Origin of the sequence: Salinicola sp. LHM (assembly GCF_034479735.1) — a bacterium.
GTDB classification, from domain to species: Bacteria; Pseudomonadota; Gammaproteobacteria; order Pseudomonadales; family Halomonadaceae; genus Salinicola; species Salinicola salarius.
The window spans coordinates 24,639-40,549 of the sequence record NZ_CP140261.1 but is presented as its reverse complement, the minus strand read 5'-3'; the positions used below and the strand labels follow the sequence as shown (position 1 = coordinate 40,549).

The window sequence follows — 15,911 nt, the reverse complement described above, 5'->3', positions numbered from 1 at the left end:
AGGATCGGTCATGTCGTTATCGACCTATCATCATCGAGACGCGCATATCTTATACGATCCTGCGCGTCTCGCTCAGCCTGACCTGCCGATTCTACCTGCGTTCGGTGAAGCGTGGCTCGACCCGGATGCCTGGGCCGAACGCGGCCTGGTGGTCGGCTCGGCGCCGGGACGCGGCGCCAGCCAGTTTCTCGCGGTGGACGACCATCAGTGGGTGCTGCGGCCTTATCGCCGTGGCGGCATGGCGGCCAAGGTCAGCCAGGCCAACTATCTCTGGACGGGACTCGAGCGCACCCGCGGCTTCCGTGAAATGCGCCTGACACGCGCCCTGTTCGAACAGGGGCTGCCGGTACCGGCGCCGGTGGCAGCCATCGTGGTACGCCGCGGTATCACCTATCGCGCCGCGCTGATCACCGAGCGCCTGACAAAGAGCCAGGCATTGGCAGAGCGCCTGGCAAGTGCCTCGCCGCGGTTGCTCGCCGATGTCGGCGCCACCATTCGGCGGTTTCACGATGCCGGTCTCGACCACGTCGATCTCAATGCGCGCAATTTGCTCGTTTCAGCCGACGATAAGGTTTGGCTGATAGATTTCGACCGCTGTCGATTGCGCTCGGAAGGCGCCTGGCGCCAGCGCAATCTGTTACGGCTCAAGCGCTCTCTCCTGCGTTTCTCACCCGCCAACGCGGAACCATTTTTCACCGCCCTCGTCGATGGTTATCGGAGCGTTCCGGCGGATCACGATAAGGTTTGACCCTGCATGCAAGACACGCTGAGGCGCCGTTGGCGCAGCACCCTGCTTTTTGCCCTGTTTCAACTACCGCTCGTCTGGCTGATCGCCCTGCGTTACGTGCCCTATCTCGCGATTCCCCATGACCCCATGGGAATCGCCTATCTGATCCTGACCTGGATCGGCCACTTCGGCATGCTGGTGCTGCTTGGCTGGCTGCCGCTTGCCGTGCTGGCCGTCGTGACAAAGGCGCGCTGGCTATGGCTGCCGGCCACGCTGCTTGGTGCGCTGGGTCTGAGCGCGCTGCTGCTGGATACGGTGGTCTATGCCCAGTATCGCTTTCATGTGAACGCCTTCATGGTGTCGCTGTTCCTGAACGACAAGAACGGCGAGATCTTCAGTTTCGCCACCTCCACCTGGCTGGTGGTCGTAGGTTGCGTGGCTGTCGCCTTGGCACTCGAAGGCTGGCTCGCGCATCGTCTGATCGTGGGCAGGCGCGGCCAGCGGCTGCCGGCAGGGCTCGCCTGCGGCACGATCCTGGTGACGCTGATCGCCAGCCACGCCCTGCACGTCGTCGCCGACGCCCGCTATCAGCGCAGCGTGACCCAGCAGGTCGGCATCTATCCGCTGTTGTTCCCGGCCACTGCCAAGGACTTCATGGAGAAGCACGGCTGGCTGGATCCCCGCGCGGCTCGCGCCGAGCGTGCCGATATCGACACCAAGCAGGCACAAAATCTCGACTGGCCCAGGAACCCGCTCAGTTGCCAGGCCGAGGCTCCGCCCAACGTCCTGGTGGTGCTGATCGACTCCTGGCGCGCCGACGAATATGGCCCCGAGAACACGCCGAATCTCTATGCCGCACTGAACGACAGCGGCCGGCGCTACCTCGACCATTACAGTGGCGGTAACGCCACCCGTAACGGCACCATGAGCCTGTTCTACGGGCTCACCGGCAACTACTACGCCTACCTGGACGATACCCAGACGCCGCCGCTGCTGATCACCCAGTTGCAGAAGCAGGGCTATGCGATGGGCATCTTCTCGTCGGCCAGCCTCGATGGTGTCGGCTTCGATCGCACGATCTTCTCGTCGGTCAGTCCGCTGCGGCTGAGCACACCGGGGAATTCGCCGGCGGGCCGGGACCAGAAGATGACCGAGGACTGGCTGGACTGGCTCGATCAGCAGGAGCAGCAGGACGATTCGCCCTGGTTCGGCATGCTGTTCTACGATGCGCCCCACGGTTACGACGTGCCCGACGACGCCGAACAGCCGTATCAGCCATCGGTCAAGCGAATGGATTATCTCGATCTGGGCCCCGATACCGATCCAACACCCTACTTCAATCGTCACCGCAACTCGGTCCACTACGACGACGAACTGCTCGGTCGGGTGATCGCTGATCTCAAGGCCAAGGGCGAGTGGGACGACACGATGCTGGTCGTCACTGCCGATCACGGTCAGTCGTTCAACGATTTCGGCAGGAACTACTGGGGCCACAACAGCAACTTCGCTTCGCCGCAGGTCCTCGTGCCGATGATCGTCAATGGCCCCGGCGTCGAGCCCGGCCGCGTCGAGGGCATGACCAGCCATCTCGACGTCGCGCCAATGCTGATGCGACATGCCCTGGGCTGCACCAACCCGCTCTCCGACTACGCCATGGGCAAGGATCTTCTCGCTCCCGGGATCGATCACCCCTGGATACAGTCCAGCAGCTATATCGATTACGGAATCGTCGAGCCGGACCGTATCACCGTGGTCGACGGCACCGGGCAGTGGGATATCGTGGATCGGCAGCTCAAGCCGATCGACGACGCCGAATTCTCCCCGGCGGTGTTCGAAGCCATGCAGTGGTTCCGTCAGTTCTATCGATAGCCCTGTCAGCGCTACAATGACCGAGGCGCTATCCGGAGCCCGATCACCGGGCGTCGCGACGAAGCGGGTCGCGACGCCCGCTGTCGTTTTCGATAGGTCTATCCACCGACGATACAGGACCGCTCATGGCCGCCATCACCGGCGTAGTGATTACGCTCAACGAAGCCGACAACATCGAGGCCTGCCTGGCGTCGCTGAAGCGAGTCTGCGATGAACTGATCGTCGTCGACTCCGGCTCCCGCGACGACACCGTGGCCCGGGCCGAAGCATTCGGCGCCAGCGTGATTCACCAGCCCTATCTGGGCGATGGCCCGCAGAAGAACGTCGGCCCGCGTGCCGCCAGCCACCGCTGGGTGCTGTCGCTGGATGCGGATGAGCGGCTCACCGACGACGCCGTGGCGGCCATCCAGGCGCTCGATCTGGATGCCGAGTCTAACGGAGAGGGCAACCACGACGCCTACGCGCTGCGTCGCCGCAATTTCATCGGCAGCCGCTGGATCCGCCACTGCGGCTGGTATCCGGACTACTGCATTCGGCTCTTCGATCGCGATCGCACCGGATTTTCCGAGAGCCGCCAGCATGCTTCCGTGCAGGCGACGCATCCGCGGCGCCTGGACGCCGATCTGGAACACTATTCGTTCGCCAACCTCGGCGAACTGTTCGGCAAGGCCAGCGGCCGCTTCTCCAATCGCGCCGCCAAGATCATGTATCTCAAGGGCAAGCGGGCCAACGCCTTCTCACCGTTTTTGCATGGCGCCAATGCCTTCGTGCGCAAATACGTCTTTCAGCGCGGCTTCCTCGGCGGGCTCGATGGCGTCTCCGTCGCGCTGTCGGCGGCGATCAACGCCTACCTGAAATACGCCAAGCTGCTCGAATTCCAACGCGACGCGAAGGTTCGCGACGCCGAAGACTTCGACCGGATCTGGTGAATCGATGCCACGCGAACCGCTGCATATCCGTCACGTCAATCTCGCCCGAGGCTTCCGCGGCGGCGAGCGCCAGACGTTGCTGCTGATCGAGGCACTGGCTCGAATCGACGATGAACAAGGTAGCGTGGAACAGAGCCTGGTCTGCCGGCGCGACTCGCCGATGCGCGCGGCGCTGGCCGACACGGATATCGAATTGATCGACGCCGATCATGCGCTGGCCGGCCACGCCCACCGCCCGCGCGCGAGCCTGACCCACGCTCACGAGGCCAAGGCGGTGCACTGGGCGTGGGTCGAACGTCACCTGCGCGGAACGCCGTATATCCTGACCCGGCGTGTCCCGCAGCCGGTCAAGGACAAGCGCTTCAACCGCTGGACCTATCGCGGCGCGGCGACCGCCGTGGCGATCTCCTCGGTGATCGAAACCCATCTTCGCCAGCGGGACTGGTGCCCCGTTGCCCGTATTCCCAGCGTGCTTTCCGGCCAGCCGAGCGACCCGACCGAGGTCGCGAAGCTGCGCGAGCGCTTCGCCGGACGCCGGGTGATCGGCCATATCGGCGCGCTGGTGGATCGCCACAAGGGGCAGCGGGTACTGCTCGAGGCAGCGCGACAGTTGCGCGAGACGCATCCGGACGCTTGCTTCCTGCTGCTCGGCGATGGCGCCGATGGCGAAGCGCTGAAGGCCGAGAGCGCGGATCTGGATAACGTGATCTGGGAAGGCTTCCGGCCGAACGTCGGCGATTATCTCGAGATCATGACGCTGTTCGCGTTTCCTTCACGCAACGAAGGGCTCGGTTCGACGCTGCTCGATGCCATGGACCACGGCGTGCCGATCGTGGCCAGCGATGTCGACGGCATTCCGGACCTGATCGAGGACGACGTCAGCGGGCTGCTGGTGCCTCCCGGTGATGCGGAGGCGCTGGCAACGGCGCTGATGGCTCTGCTGGAAGATCCCGAGCGCAGCCGACGCCTGGCCACGGCTGCCGGACAGCGTCTCGCCGACTTCACCCCCGAGGCCATGGCCGCAGCCTATCTCGCCCTCTATCGCCGCCTCGCTGCCCGCTGATTCGCCGGTTGAGCGAGGCAGCCGGTATTCGGCCTGCCCGGGCAATACTTACACAGCGGGAACGTGGCATCATGACGCCCGACAGGCCGCAGCCGAGCGGCGTCGAGATCGTTAGCGAAGTGGAGCAGAACTATGAGCAAGATTCGGGTTGGCGTCATCTGCGGCGGCAAATCGGCGGAGCATGAAGTGTCGTTGCAATCGGCCAGGAACATCGTCGATGCGCTGGATCGCGAGCGTTTCGAGGTCACGGTCATCGGCATCGACAAGCAGGGCCAGTGGCATATCAACGATGCGGCCGACTTCCTGCTCGATGCCGACGACCCTCGACGCATTGCGCTCAACCCGTCCGCCGGCGATATCGCCCTGGTGCCCGGCCGCGAGCACCGGCAGCTGATCGCCACCGAGGCGTCTCAAGGGGCATTGAACCAGCTGGACGTGGTCTTCCCCATCGTTCACGGCACGCTGGGCGAGGATGGTTCGCTGCAGGGGCTGCTGCGCATGGCCAATCTGCCCTTCGTCGGTTCCGGCGTGCTCGGCTCGGCTGCCGGGATGGACAAGGACGTCACCAAGCGCCTGCTGCGCGATGCCGGCATCCCGGTGGCACCTTTCGTCACCCTGACCCGCCGCACGGCCGCCAGCGCCGATTTCGACGCCCTGCGCGACGAGCTGGGCACGCCGCTGTTCGTCAAGCCGGCCAACCAGGGGTCGTCGGTCGGCGTCAGCCGGGTGGAGAACGCAGCCGAGTTCCAGCAGGCGCTGGCCCTGGCCCTGGCATTCGATCACAAGGTGCTGGTCGAATCCGCCGTGGTCGGACGCGAAATCGAGTGCGCGGTGCTGGGCAACGACGCCCCCGAAGCGAGCGTCTGCGGTGAGATCGTGGTCGAGGGCGGTTTCTATTCCTACGACACCAAGTATATCGACGACGATGCGGCCAGGATCGCCGTCCCCGCCGATATCGATCCTGAGGCCAGCGAGGCGATCCGCGAGCTCGCGGTGCGCACGTTCCAGGTGCTGGAATGCGCCGGCCTGGCTCGGGTCGATGTCTTCCTCACGCCGGAAGGCAAGGTCGTCGTCAACGAGATCAACACCTTGCCGGGCTTCACCCGCATCAGCATGTACCCCAAGCTGTGGCAGGCGAGCGGCATGACTTATCCGGCGCTGGTGACACGCCTGATCGAGCTCGCCATGGAACGCCATGCCGACGACCTGGCATTGCGAAGTTCACGATAGCGCCGGGAACTCGTCGCTAACCTGCTTGTCTTGGATTCGTCATGATAGAGTCATAACGACTCCTCATGCGGTGCCCGGACCCGGCACCGGTAGAACACGACGTTCACGGATCGAAGCGCGTCATGACCATCTCTCGTAACACTCGACGCTGGTGTGCACTCACTTATATCGGCCTCTGCATCGGTTACGCCATCATGGTGGTCTGGGTACTGCCATGGTGGACGCCCGCCGCCATCACGCTGGGCTGGCTCGCTATCGGCTACCACTTCCGCTGGGGGCATGTCTCTCAGCGCGCCACGCAGCGCAGGGCGTGGCCATGGTCGCTGCTGCCATTGGTGCTGTGGTGGGTCTATATCTATCTCGACGACAGCTTCGGGCAACTCGACCTGGGCGCGGTGATCTTTCACCTGCAGGCCGGCATCGAGGAGAACGGCAGTACCGACCGCCAGATTGCCGGCGTGATCTACACGATGGCGGCCATCGTGATGCTGATGGCGGTGACCTGGCTGGTGCGGGCCGACCATCGCTGGCGCTTGTGGGAGCGGGTCTTGAGCCTGTTTCTGCTCGCCTTCAATCCGCTGCTGTTCGGGTTGTCGCTCCGTGGCGCTTCGGCGATCGACGACGACGAGTCCTGGCTCAACGACCGTTACCAGCCACCGGAAATCGTAGCCGCGCCGCGCCAGCCGCCAAACCTGATCTATATCTACATGGAGAGCACCGAGCGCACCTACAGCGATACCCAACGCTTCGGTAACGCTTACGAGGATCTGGCGCAGCTGGGCAAGGAAGGCGTGGTCTTTCGCGGCGTCAAGCAGCTCGACAACACGGGCTGGACGATGGCCGGCATGGTCGCCAGCCAGTGCGGAGTGCCGCTGATGCCGGCGGGCCTGATGCACGACAACCAGTTCGAGCCGCTGTCGGACGTGCTCCCCGGCGTCAGTTGTCTCGGCGACCTGCTCCACGCGCGGGGTTACGACCTGACCTACATGGGCGGCGCCAGCACGAAATTTGCCGGCAAGGCGAAGTTCTATCAGGGCCACGGCTTCGATACGGCGCTGGGTCGCGACGAACTGGAAGACAAGGCCCCCAACGGTTACCTCAACGACTGGGGGCTCTATGACGACACGCTGCTCGGTCTGGCCGAGAAGCGTATCCGGCACCTGCACGACAGCGACAAGCCCTACGCCTTCTTCGGTCTGACGCTGGCCGGGCACCCACCGTTCGGCAATCCGTCGCAATCCTGTATCGACAATCAGGGCCCCTTCGACGGGACCGATATTCTCTACTCGATCAAATGCACCGGCTGGCTGGTCAGGAATTTCATCGAGCGGCTTCGGTCCGAAGGGCTGCTGGACAATACGCTGGTCGTGGTGGCCAGCGATCACCTCTCGATGAAGAACTCCGCTTGGGAGGATCTGATTGCCGAGGAGCGGGAAAACACCCTGATGATGCTGGGCAACGGTCTGCGCCCCGGCGTCATCGAGCGGCCAGCCAGCATGGTGGACGTGCTGCCGACGCTACTGGAAGCGATGAACTACACCATCCCTGACCATCGGGCCGGGCTCGGGGTATCGCTGTTCTCGTCGATCCCGACGCTGGTGGAACGTTATTCGCTGGAAGAAATGAATCAGCGCATGCGCAGCGAGAATCTTCTGCAGGAGCGGCTCTGGAACGGCGTCAACTGAGCCCGTCCGCACATGGGTCCGGATGGCGCGGCGCCGGCCATTCGATGGGCCCCTGGTCCTCGCCAGGATCCCGTTTGCCCGGCCGGGTTTCGGGGGTGGTGTGCTGCAACGCCTCGGCGACTCGAGCCAGTGCCGTCTCCCCTCGCTCCCCTTCGACCACGCGCTCCCACCAGTCGCGGTGGACGGCACGAACGACCACGGGGACGGATGCCAGGCCCAGGCGTTGAGCCATCGCCAAACGGTGCAGGCCGCGATTGATCTTGAGCAGCCGGCCGTCACGGGTGACCGCGACACCCAGATCGTCTTTCCCCAGCTCGGCATTGAATCCGTGAGCCGCCATATCGTCGAGAAAGCCCAGATAGGTCCGCAGGTAGGCCATTATCTTTTCTTCCGTATCGAGCAGAATGCCCTGTTGATAGGAAGACCAGGGATACCCCGACTCGAGCCGCGAACGGTACTGGCGGAAGCGCTCGGTCTGGCTGAGATCGTCCCTGTGCTCGTCGAGATCGCTGATGAAGCGATAGCGAGAGCCGCGACGCAGGTCGCCGCGGCTCTGATCCCATTCACCGTCCCAGATGAAGGCGGAAGACGATGGGCGCTTGCCACCGATTCCCTTGGCATTGAAGTCGCGAATCAGCGCACGGGGATCGACGTGCACGATTAACGCCTGCCCCAATCTCGCTTCGATCGATCGCCGTGGCAGGCCGCGGCGCTCAGCCCACCGACAGCCTGCCTTTCCGGTGGCCCAGCGCCGAAACAGAGACTCTTCCACTGTCTCGCCAACGCTGCGCTGAAAAGCCGCTTTCAAACTCGCCTGCAGACGTGCACGCCGGATCCCCCACTTCATGCGGGGGTCGAGCAAATCGCGAAACGCTACATCCTCGACGGGCAGGCGCGGAGGAGAAGGCGAGTGGTTTTGTGAAGCGCGCACCATGAAAGCCTACACGTTCGAGTACAGAAAAAGCGGAATTATCAAACGCTGTTCTTCTGCTGTATAGCATACCACTCTCATAAGCATGCTATGCAATTAGCTGTAATGATCCCGTATCCGGCTCTTCGTGTCGACATGGCTCCGCCTAGGTCGTTGGCAAGTCGAGGAATTGCTGCATGATGCGGGTATCACGGAAACGCTCAATCAGCTCGGGATCCGCCTCGATCGATGGCGGATTCATCATCCCTTCACGAATCTTCACGGCCAGTCCTTCTATAGAATTTTCCGCGATCAATCGGGCCTGATCATGGATCAACACGTTGCGCACGCCACCCGGGCAATCCACGGCGACACATGGCGTGCCGCAGATCATGCTCTCTGCCAGCACGATACCGAACGCTTCACTGCGCGAGCTCAACACGAAAAGTCGAGCGTGCTTCATCCAGGGGTAAGGATTGGGTCGACTACCGACGAAATGGATGCGCTCGCGAGCGCCGAGCTCGCCGACCAGTTTTTCGAGACTTTCACGCTTGGGGCCGTCGCCGACAATGACCAGATCTTCCTCGATATCGGCCTTCAGATAGGCACGAATCAGCCACTCCTGACGTTTGACGTCGGACAGTCGAGAGACATGGACGATAAAGGGCCTGGCGGGCAGCTCGACAGGCTCGTCGGCCTGGCGGCGGATGGCCTCGATGTCGCAGGGGTTCATGATGGTGGCCCAGCGTTTGGGCCGGATATCATAGTGTCCTAGCTGACGCTCGAGCTGCTCGCGTACGTTGGGCGTATTGCAGATTACCTGCTTGCCCTCGTATAGCTTGCGCAGATATATCCCCTTGAGCCGGCTGCCATAATCGCCAGGCCAGGAAACGGTTACCTGCCATAGACGCGGGTCCCGCCAGGACCAGACCGTCTCGAAAGCGCCTTGTCCACGCATGATGACACGGTCGATCGGGCCATGTTCCCTTTCGAGCCTGACCACGAAGCGCTCGAGGTAGGAACCGCCATACCAGCCCCGCCACAGGAATCCCGAACCCGGCAGAAGCGGTTTCAACAATGCCCGCGTGAGCAGGTCGTACACGAGTCCCAGCCCCGTCTTGCGAAAGGCCTTGTCGAAATCCACCCGGTGAACCGTCACCGCAGGGTCCGGCGCCAGTTCGTAGCCGCCTTTGAGCACCAGCACATGGACGTCGTGACCCTCTCTCGCCAGCACGTTGGCCAGGTTGACGGTGACACGCTCGATGCCGCCGATACTCAGTTTGCGGACGACCAGCAGGACTCGTTGGGACATGTATTCACCGTTCTATGTATGTAGCGGGTCATCACCCGATAGATCGTCGCGAGACTCGAAGATCAGCGACTTGAGCTCCGGGTAGCGAGCAAGGCAATTGGCAAACTGCCTGTCGTTTCCACCGCGTTTGACGTTGTCTTCATGCAAGGCCGACTCCCCGGATGCTGGCGTGGACAGGAAGTCGACATTGCGTGAATTGACCCGCACGCAGCGCGTTCCCGCCTTGAGAGAAGCCATCTTGAACCAGATATCATCGGCATTGGGTGCCAGGGCCTGAAAGGCTTCGACGTCGAAAACCATAGGGTCCAGTACTCCTGGCGGATACAGCACCCCACCACTACCAGTCGGCATCAGTGCGAAGTTGGGTTGCATGGCGCCCGGATCCTGACGGGTCCTGACCTCTTTATAGGAAATTTCACCCGAGCCCGGCGAGCTCTCACAGAGCATATGGCCACGGTGGCAGACGATACAGCCGGGAAACCGATTTGCGCCATCTACCAGGCGCCTTGCCCAATCCGAGGGATACAGCATGTCATCGTCGGCAGTGATGATCGTCGCTTGCGGATATGCTTCCAGCGCATGCACCAACTTGTCGTAGGAACGCAAGTCGATGTCAGTCACGACGATCTTCACACCACGTCGCGTCAGGCGCTGAAGTGACCTTGGCAGGTCACCGACGGCTTCCTTGTCGCGCCGCGAAAGATAGAGATGGACATCGAATGCTTCGATATCCTGCTCGCAGAGAGATTCCAGCGTGGCAAAGACCTGGCGTATACGGGGCGGATGGGTGGTCAGCGAGATGATGAGTCGCTCGCCACTCGAAGGGACCTGCCGGGAGGACCATACGTTCTTCATGCGGTAGTGCAGGAAACGAAGCGCCGAGCGCAACTTGCGCTTTCGTTTGGCAGTCAGTAGCACCATGGTCGCTCTCGATGATTATGGCAATGGCCGGCCTCACCGGCAGCCGTCTATCAGTGATCCCTGAATCGCTTGTTCGATTCTATCGGGCACCATCTGCTTAAGACAGTTGCGGTGCCCCAGCGGGCAAGTGCGCTCGAAACAGGGTGAGCAGGAAAGACCTAGATAATGAATATAGGCGTTGTCGGTCAACGGTGGTGTATAGATCGGCGACGACGAGCCGTAGAGCGCCTGGATACGCGTGCCGACAGCTGCAGCCACGTGCATCAGCCCCGAGTCGTTAGTGACCACTTGCTTACAGGCAGCGAGCAGATCGACGGCATCCGCCAGCCGGGTCTTGCCGCACAGATTGTGAGCGTGCTCGAGACGCTCGGTAATGACCGCACCGGCCTCGGCGTCCTTTGGCCCGCCCATGACCCAGACCGAATATCCCCTGCCGATCAGGGATTCGGCGAGTTCGCGGAAATGTTCGAGCGGCCACTGTTTGGCCGGCCCATATTCGGCCCCCGGCATCATGCCGATGGCGGGACGCTCTCCCAGACCGAGCGACTCCCGCAGCTCGTCCTGATGCCGAGAGTCGACGCTGAGCCTTGGATGGGGAAGGGCGAAGTTGCCGCGTACGGCTTCCTTGGCATCGAGACCCAGTGCGACGAAGCGCTTGACGGTCTGATTCAGGACCGCCTTGTCGAGTTTGCGGCGATCGTTGAGCAGCAGGTAGCGCTGTTCGCCGGTGAAGCCCGTCCGGCGAGGGATGCCGGCCAGAAACGGCACCAGCGCCGACTTCAGCGAACGCGGCAGCACGATGGCGTGATCGAAACGCCCCTTCAGGGAGCGTGCGATCTCACGCCGGGTCTTCCAGCCGAACTCGCCATGTTTCACATCCAGCGCAATGGCTTCGTCGACTTCCGGCATGCGCTCGAGGATCGGCAGCGACCAGCCCGGCGCCAGCACACCAATCGTCGCGTCCGGGTGGCGTTGCTTGAGTGTGATGAACAGACTCTGCGCCATGACCATGTCGCCGACCCAGGAGGGGCCAACGACGAGAAGACGCGGCCCGGCTTTGGCATTGACCGCCGCGGTATCAGCCATTCAGCCATTCCAGATAGGCGGAAACGCCCTCGCGCACCGTCTTGAACTCGGCGGTATAGCCGGCGTCGCGCAACCGGCCGATATCGGCACGGGTATAGCTCTGGTAGCGCCCCTTGAGTTCGTCGGGAAAATCGATGTACTCGATCTCGCTCTTGACCCCCTGGTTGCGCGAATAGAAATCGATGGCGGTTTCGGCGATCGCCTTGAACGGCTCGGCGCGTCCGGTGCCCAGATTGAAGATGCCGGAAATCTCGGGGTTATCCAGGAACCACAGGTTGACGTCGACCACGTCGCCCACATAGACGAAGTCGCGGCTCTGCATTCCGGCATCAAAGCCGTCCCAGGCGCCGAACAGCTTGGGATTCTCCCCGCGCTGGACCTGCGTGTGGTGGTGGTAGGCGACACTGGCCATCTTGCCCTTGTGCTGCTCGCGCGGGCCATAGACATTGAAGTAGCGAAAGCCCACGACCTGCGAGTCGAAATCGTCCCAGCGCGCACGGACGTACTGATCGAACAGCAGCTTGGAGTAGCCGTAGACATTGAGCGGTTTCTCGTGAGCCGGGTCCTCGACGAACACTTCGCTGCCCCCGTAGGTGGCGGCGGAAGAGGCGTAGAGAAACGGAATGCGCTTGGCCTGGCAATACTCGAGCAGCACCTTGGAGTACTCGAAGTTGTTCTCCAGCATGAAGCGGCCGTCCCATTCGGTGGTATCCGAACAGGCTCCTTCGTGGAAGATCGCCTCGATCGGCGGCAGACCGCCGATCTCGCCTCGTATCTCACCACACAGTTCGGCCTTCACTCTCGCCAGGAAATCGTCCTTGTCGAGATAATCGCCCAGCGTGCAGTCCGCCAGATTGACGAACTTGGTGCCGTCGCTGAGATCGTCGACCACCATGACGTCCTGGTGGCCGCGCGCGTTGAGTGCCTTGACCAGATTGGCCCCGATGAAGCCGGCCCCGCCGGTGACTACGATCATGTCGCTTTCCTCTTGTCTCGACTCGGTCGTCGAATGCAGCCGCCGCCGCTGCGAAAACCGTCGCGAACCCGCTCGACGCCGATTGGCGGCGGTGCCTATAACCGATTGAGCGCTAATTGTATACTTGGCGGCTCACGAATTCATGGGCAACGGTGCGCAGTCAATGACAGACTCGACGGCAGATGCGAAAACCTTTCAGGGGCTGATACTGGCCCTTCAGCAATATTGGGCGGAAAAGGGCTGTGTCGTGCTGCAGCCACTCGACATGGAAGTGGGTGCCGGCACCTTTCATCCGGCCACCTTCCTGCGCTCGATCGGCCCGGAGAGCTGGAACGCCGCCTATGTCCAGCCGTCGCGCCGACCCACCGATGGCCGCTACGGGGAAAACCCCAACCGCCTGCAGCACTACTATCAGTTCCAGGTGGTGATGAAGCCCTCGCCGAAGGATCTGCAGGATCTCTACCTCGGCTCGCTGGAGCGTCTGGGTATCGACCCGCGAGTCCACGATATCCGCTTCGTCGAGGACAACTGGGAATCGCCCACGCTCGGCGCCTGGGGGCTCGGCTGGGAAGTCTGGCTCAACGGCATGGAAGTCACCCAGTTCACCTATTTCCAGCAGGCCGGCGGGATCGAGTGTTACCCGGTGACCGGCGAGCTGACCTACGGTCTCGAACGTATCGCCATGTATCTGCAGGACGTCGACAGCGTCTACGACCTGGTATGGACGATCGCTCCCGACGGGGCCCGCGTCACTTACGGTGACGTCTACCTGCAGAACGAGCGCGAGCAGTCGGCCTACAACTTCGAACATGCCGATGTTCCCTATCTGTTCGAGGCATTCGACCATTGCGAGACCGAGTGCAACAAGCTGCTCGAGGCCAATCTGCCGCTGCCGGCCTATGAGCAGGTGCTCAAGGCCTCGCACACCTTCAACTTGCTGGATGCGCGCCACGCCATCTCGGTTACCGAGCGTCAGCGCTACATCTTGAGAGTGCGTACGCTGGCCCGCGAGGTTGCCCACGCCTACTACGCGTCACGGGAGGCTGCAGGCTTTCCGATGGCGCGGGAAGCCCTGCGCCGCGAGCTGCTGCAGGAACCGTCAGAAACCACTCAGGGAGACGCATGAGCATGGCAGTCAACACCCTACTGATCGAACTGGGCGTCGAAGAGCTGCCGCCGGGCGCACTCGCCAAACTCGCCTTTGCTCTGCGCGACGGCATCGTCAAGGGTCTCGACGATGCCGAAGTTCCCCATAGCGAGGCGTATGCGCTTGCCTCCCCGCGCCGTCTCGCCGTCCGTATCGAAGCCCTCGCCGGCAAGCAGCCGGATCGTGAGGTCGAGAAGCGTGGCCCGGCGCTGGCGGCAGCCTTCAAGGACGGCCAGCCCACCAAGGCGGCCGAAGGCTTCGCCCGCTCCTGCGGTGTGACGGTCAATGAACTGATCCACCTGGAGACCGACAAGGGGACCTGGCTCGGCTATCGTGAACAGCAGCAGGGAGATACCGTCGAGGCGCTGCTACCGGCGATCGTCAATTCCGCCATTCATGCCCTGCCGGTTCCCAAAAACATGCGCTGGGGTGCCTCGCGCATCGAATTTTCACGCCCCGTGCACTGGCTGGTTCTGCTCTATGGCGACCAGATCGTCCCGGCCAGCGTGCTGGGTCTGGAGTCCGGCCGCACGACCCGGGGCCATCGCTTTCACGCCCCCACGCCGATCGAGCTCGCCCATGCGGACGACTACGAAACCGCGCTCGAAAATGCCTACGTGCTGGTGGACCTCGAGCGCCGTCGCGAACGTATCCGCGAGCAGGTACTGGCCGAGGCGGAAGTGCATGACGCCCAGGCGGTCATCGACGAAGACCTGCTGGAAGAAGTCAACGGACTGGTCGAGTGGCCGGTAGCGTTGACCGGCAGCTTCGACGAACGCTTCCTCGAAGTGCCGGCAGAGTGCCTGATCTCCTCGATGAAGGCCAACCAGAAATACTTTCACCTGCTCGATGCCGGCGGCAAGCTCAAGCCGCAGTTCATCACGCTGGCCAACATCGACAGCGAAGATCCGCAGCAGGTCATCTACGGCAACGAAAAGGTCATTCGCCCGCGTCTGGCCGACGCCGCCTTCTTCTTCGAGACCGATCGCAAGCAGACGCTGGAGAGCCGCCGCGAGTCGCTGGCCAATGTCGTCTTCCAGCGCGAACTCGGTTCGCTCGCCGACAAGGCCGCCCGTACCGAAGTCGTCGCCCGCTTCATTGCCGGCAAGATCGACGGAGATTCCCAGGCAGCCGCGCGCGCAGCCCAACTGGCAAAGTGCGACCTGGTCACCGAGATGGTGCTCGAGTTCCCCGAACTGCAGGGGATCATGGGCACTTACTACGCGCGCCACGACGGTGAGCCGGAAGCCGTGGCCGAAGCCATCCATGAGCAGTATCTGCCCCGCTTCGCCGGCGACGAGATCCCCAGGACATCCACCGGACTGTCGATCGCGCTGGCGGATCGTCTGGACACGCTGACCGGCATCTTCGGCATCGGCCAGCGTCCCACGGGCGCCAAGGATCCGTTCGCCCTGCGCCGGGCCACCATCGGCGTGCTCAATATCCTGATCAAGGGCGAGCTGGATCTCGATCTGCGCGAGCTGCTGGAACTGGCGGCCTCCCAGCACCGGGACCTGCCCAAGGCGGAAGGCCTGGTCGACGATGTCCTGACTTACATGTTCGATCGTTTCCGCGCCTGGGCGCAGGACGAGGGCTTACCGGTCGACGTCTACCTGGCGGTACGTGCCCGTCCGGTAACGCGTCCGCTGGATTTCGCCCGCCGCCTGCGTGCCGTGCACCGTTTCGGTCAGCGCGAGGAGGCCGCTGCCTTGGCTGCGGCCAACAAGCGCGTGTCGAACATCCTGTCCAAGCAGCAGCATGACGGCAGTACCGAGGTGAACGGCGACCTTCTCGCCGAGGAAGCGGAAATCGCCTTGGCCAACGCCGTCAGCGACTGCCGCGACCAGGTCGAACCGCTGTTCCGAGAAGCCGAATACGCGCAGGCCCTCGATATCCTGGCCACGCTACGCGCACCGGTGGATCATTTCTTCGATGACGTGATGGTCGCCGTCGAGGATGACGCCGTCCGCGCCAATCGACTGGCATTGTTGGCAGGCCTGCAGGCGCTCTTCCTGGAGGTCGCGGACATCGCCGAACTGCAATCGTAGCGCCAATC

At 62.8% G+C, this 15,911-nt stretch carries 13 protein-coding genes; 8 read left to right on the top strand and 5 right to left on the bottom strand.

Translation table 11 applies throughout. The features are described 5' to 3' along the window. The first annotated feature begins 10 nt into the window (after positions 1 to 10). From R5R73_RS00160 to R5R73_RS00135, 6 genes are all read left to right on the top strand, one after another. A complete protein-coding gene (locus tag R5R73_RS00160; RefSeq protein ID WP_071232425.1) occupies positions 11 to 748 on the top strand; it encodes a 3-deoxy-D-manno-octulosonic acid kinase in 738 nt (245 codons plus the stop codon). Between the two features lie 6 nt (positions 749 to 754). Next, a complete protein-coding gene (locus tag R5R73_RS00155; protein WP_322528428.1) occupies positions 755 to 2,596 on the top strand; it encodes a DUF3413 domain-containing protein in 1,842 nt (613 codons plus the stop codon). Between the two features lie 125 nt (positions 2,597 to 2,721). Continuing rightward, positions 2,722 to 3,525: a glycosyltransferase family 2 protein gene (locus R5R73_RS00150; protein ID WP_110634917.1), complete on the top strand. Its 804-nt coding sequence runs from the start codon at positions 2,722 to 2,724 to the stop codon at positions 3,523 to 3,525. A gap of 4 nt (positions 3,526 to 3,529) precedes the next feature. Further along, a complete protein-coding gene (locus tag R5R73_RS00145) occupies positions 3,530 to 4,588 on the top strand; it encodes a glycosyltransferase (RefSeq protein WP_322528427.1) in 1,059 nt (352 codons plus the stop codon). 132 nt (positions 4,589 to 4,720) lie between these two features. Further along, the gene (gene ddlA / locus R5R73_RS00140; RefSeq protein ID WP_322528426.1) at positions 4,721 to 5,818 is read left to right on the top strand and encodes a D-alanine--D-alanine ligase; all 1,098 of its coding nucleotides are present in this window, start codon (positions 4,721 to 4,723) and stop codon (positions 5,816 to 5,818) included. 122 nt (positions 5,819 to 5,940) lie between these two features. Further along, positions 5,941 to 7,503, top strand: coding sequence for a sulfatase-like hydrolase/transferase (locus R5R73_RS00135; RefSeq protein WP_322528425.1), 1,563 nt, complete (start codon positions 5,941 to 5,943; stop codon positions 7,501 to 7,503). On the opposite strand, the gene R5R73_RS00130 is transcribed toward R5R73_RS00135, so the two are convergent. From R5R73_RS00130 to rfaD, 5 genes are all read right to left on the bottom strand, one after another. Then, complete coding sequence (locus R5R73_RS00130) at positions 7,496 to 8,161, bottom strand: hypothetical protein (RefSeq protein ID WP_322528424.1); 666 nt, start codon at positions 8,159 to 8,161, stop codon at positions 7,496 to 7,498. The genes R5R73_RS00135 and R5R73_RS00130 overlap by 8 nt on opposite strands. A gap of 418 nt (positions 8,162 to 8,579) precedes the next feature. After that, entirely contained in the window at positions 8,580 to 9,725 is a 1,146-nt protein-coding gene (locus tag R5R73_RS00125; protein WP_322528423.1) for a glycosyltransferase, read from the bottom strand. Between the two features lie 12 nt (positions 9,726 to 9,737). After that, complete coding sequence (locus R5R73_RS00120) at positions 9,738 to 10,646, bottom strand: hypothetical protein (protein ID WP_110634901.1); 909 nt, start codon at positions 10,644 to 10,646, stop codon at positions 9,738 to 9,740. Between the two features lie 33 nt (positions 10,647 to 10,679). Next, the gene (waaF, locus tag R5R73_RS00115) at positions 10,680 to 11,732 is read right to left on the bottom strand and encodes a lipopolysaccharide heptosyltransferase II (RefSeq protein ID WP_322528422.1); all 1,053 of its coding nucleotides are present in this window, start codon (positions 11,730 to 11,732) and stop codon (positions 10,680 to 10,682) included. After that, positions 11,725 to 12,708, bottom strand: coding sequence for an ADP-glyceromanno-heptose 6-epimerase (gene rfaD / locus R5R73_RS00110; RefSeq protein ID WP_087720318.1), 984 nt, complete (start codon positions 12,706 to 12,708; stop codon positions 11,725 to 11,727). Before rfaD ends, waaF begins: the two co-directional genes overlap by 8 nt. A 163-nt stretch (positions 12,709 to 12,871) precedes the next feature. Here rfaD and glyQ point away from each other — a divergent pair, with 163 nt between their 5' ends. Further along, positions 12,872 to 13,834, top strand: a complete 963-nt coding sequence (gene glyQ, locus R5R73_RS00105; protein WP_322528421.1) for a glycine--tRNA ligase subunit alpha — start codon at positions 12,872 to 12,874, stop codon at positions 13,832 to 13,834. Between the two features lie 2 nt (positions 13,835 to 13,836). After that, the gene (gene glyS / locus R5R73_RS00100) at positions 13,837 to 15,903 is read left to right on the top strand and encodes a glycine--tRNA ligase subunit beta (RefSeq protein ID WP_322528420.1); all 2,067 of its coding nucleotides are present in this window, start codon (positions 13,837 to 13,839) and stop codon (positions 15,901 to 15,903) included. Positions 15,904 to 15,911 lie beyond the last annotated feature (8 nt).

Excerpts from the sequence above, each read along its gene's own strand:
- R5R73_RS00160 (WP_071232425.1), top strand. The coding sequence starts at position 11 with ATGTCGTTATCGACCTATCATCATCGAGACGCGCATATCTTATACGAT.
- R5R73_RS00155 (WP_322528428.1), top strand. The coding sequence starts at position 755 with ATGCAAGACACGCTGAGGCGCCGTTGGCGCAGCACCCTGCTTTTTGCC.
- R5R73_RS00150 (WP_110634917.1), top strand. The coding sequence starts at position 2,722 with ATGGCCGCCATCACCGGCGTAGTGATTACGCTCAACGAAGCCGACAAC.
- R5R73_RS00145 (WP_322528427.1), top strand. The coding sequence starts at position 3,530 with ATGCCACGCGAACCGCTGCATATCCGTCACGTCAATCTCGCCCGAGGC.
- ddlA (WP_322528426.1), top strand. The coding sequence starts at position 4,721 with ATGAGCAAGATTCGGGTTGGCGTCATCTGCGGCGGCAAATCGGCGGAG.
- R5R73_RS00135 (WP_322528425.1), top strand. The coding sequence starts at position 5,941 with ATGACCATCTCTCGTAACACTCGACGCTGGTGTGCACTCACTTATATC.
- R5R73_RS00125 (WP_322528423.1), bottom strand. The coding sequence starts at position 9,725 with ATGTCCCAACGAGTCCTGCTGGTCGTCCGCAAACTGAGTATCGGCGGC.
- R5R73_RS00120 (WP_110634901.1), bottom strand. The coding sequence starts at position 10,646 with ATGGTGCTACTGACTGCCAAACGAAAGCGCAAGTTGCGCTCGGCGCTT.
- waaF (WP_322528422.1), bottom strand. The coding sequence starts at position 11,732 with ATGGCTGATACCGCGGCGGTCAATGCCAAAGCCGGGCCGCGTCTTCTC.
- rfaD (WP_087720318.1), bottom strand. The coding sequence starts at position 12,708 with ATGATCGTAGTCACCGGCGGGGCCGGCTTCATCGGGGCCAATCTGGTC.
- glyQ (WP_322528421.1), top strand. The coding sequence starts at position 12,872 with ATGACAGACTCGACGGCAGATGCGAAAACCTTTCAGGGGCTGATACTG.
- glyS (WP_322528420.1), top strand. The coding sequence starts at position 13,837 with ATGGCAGTCAACACCCTACTGATCGAACTGGGCGTCGAAGAGCTGCCG.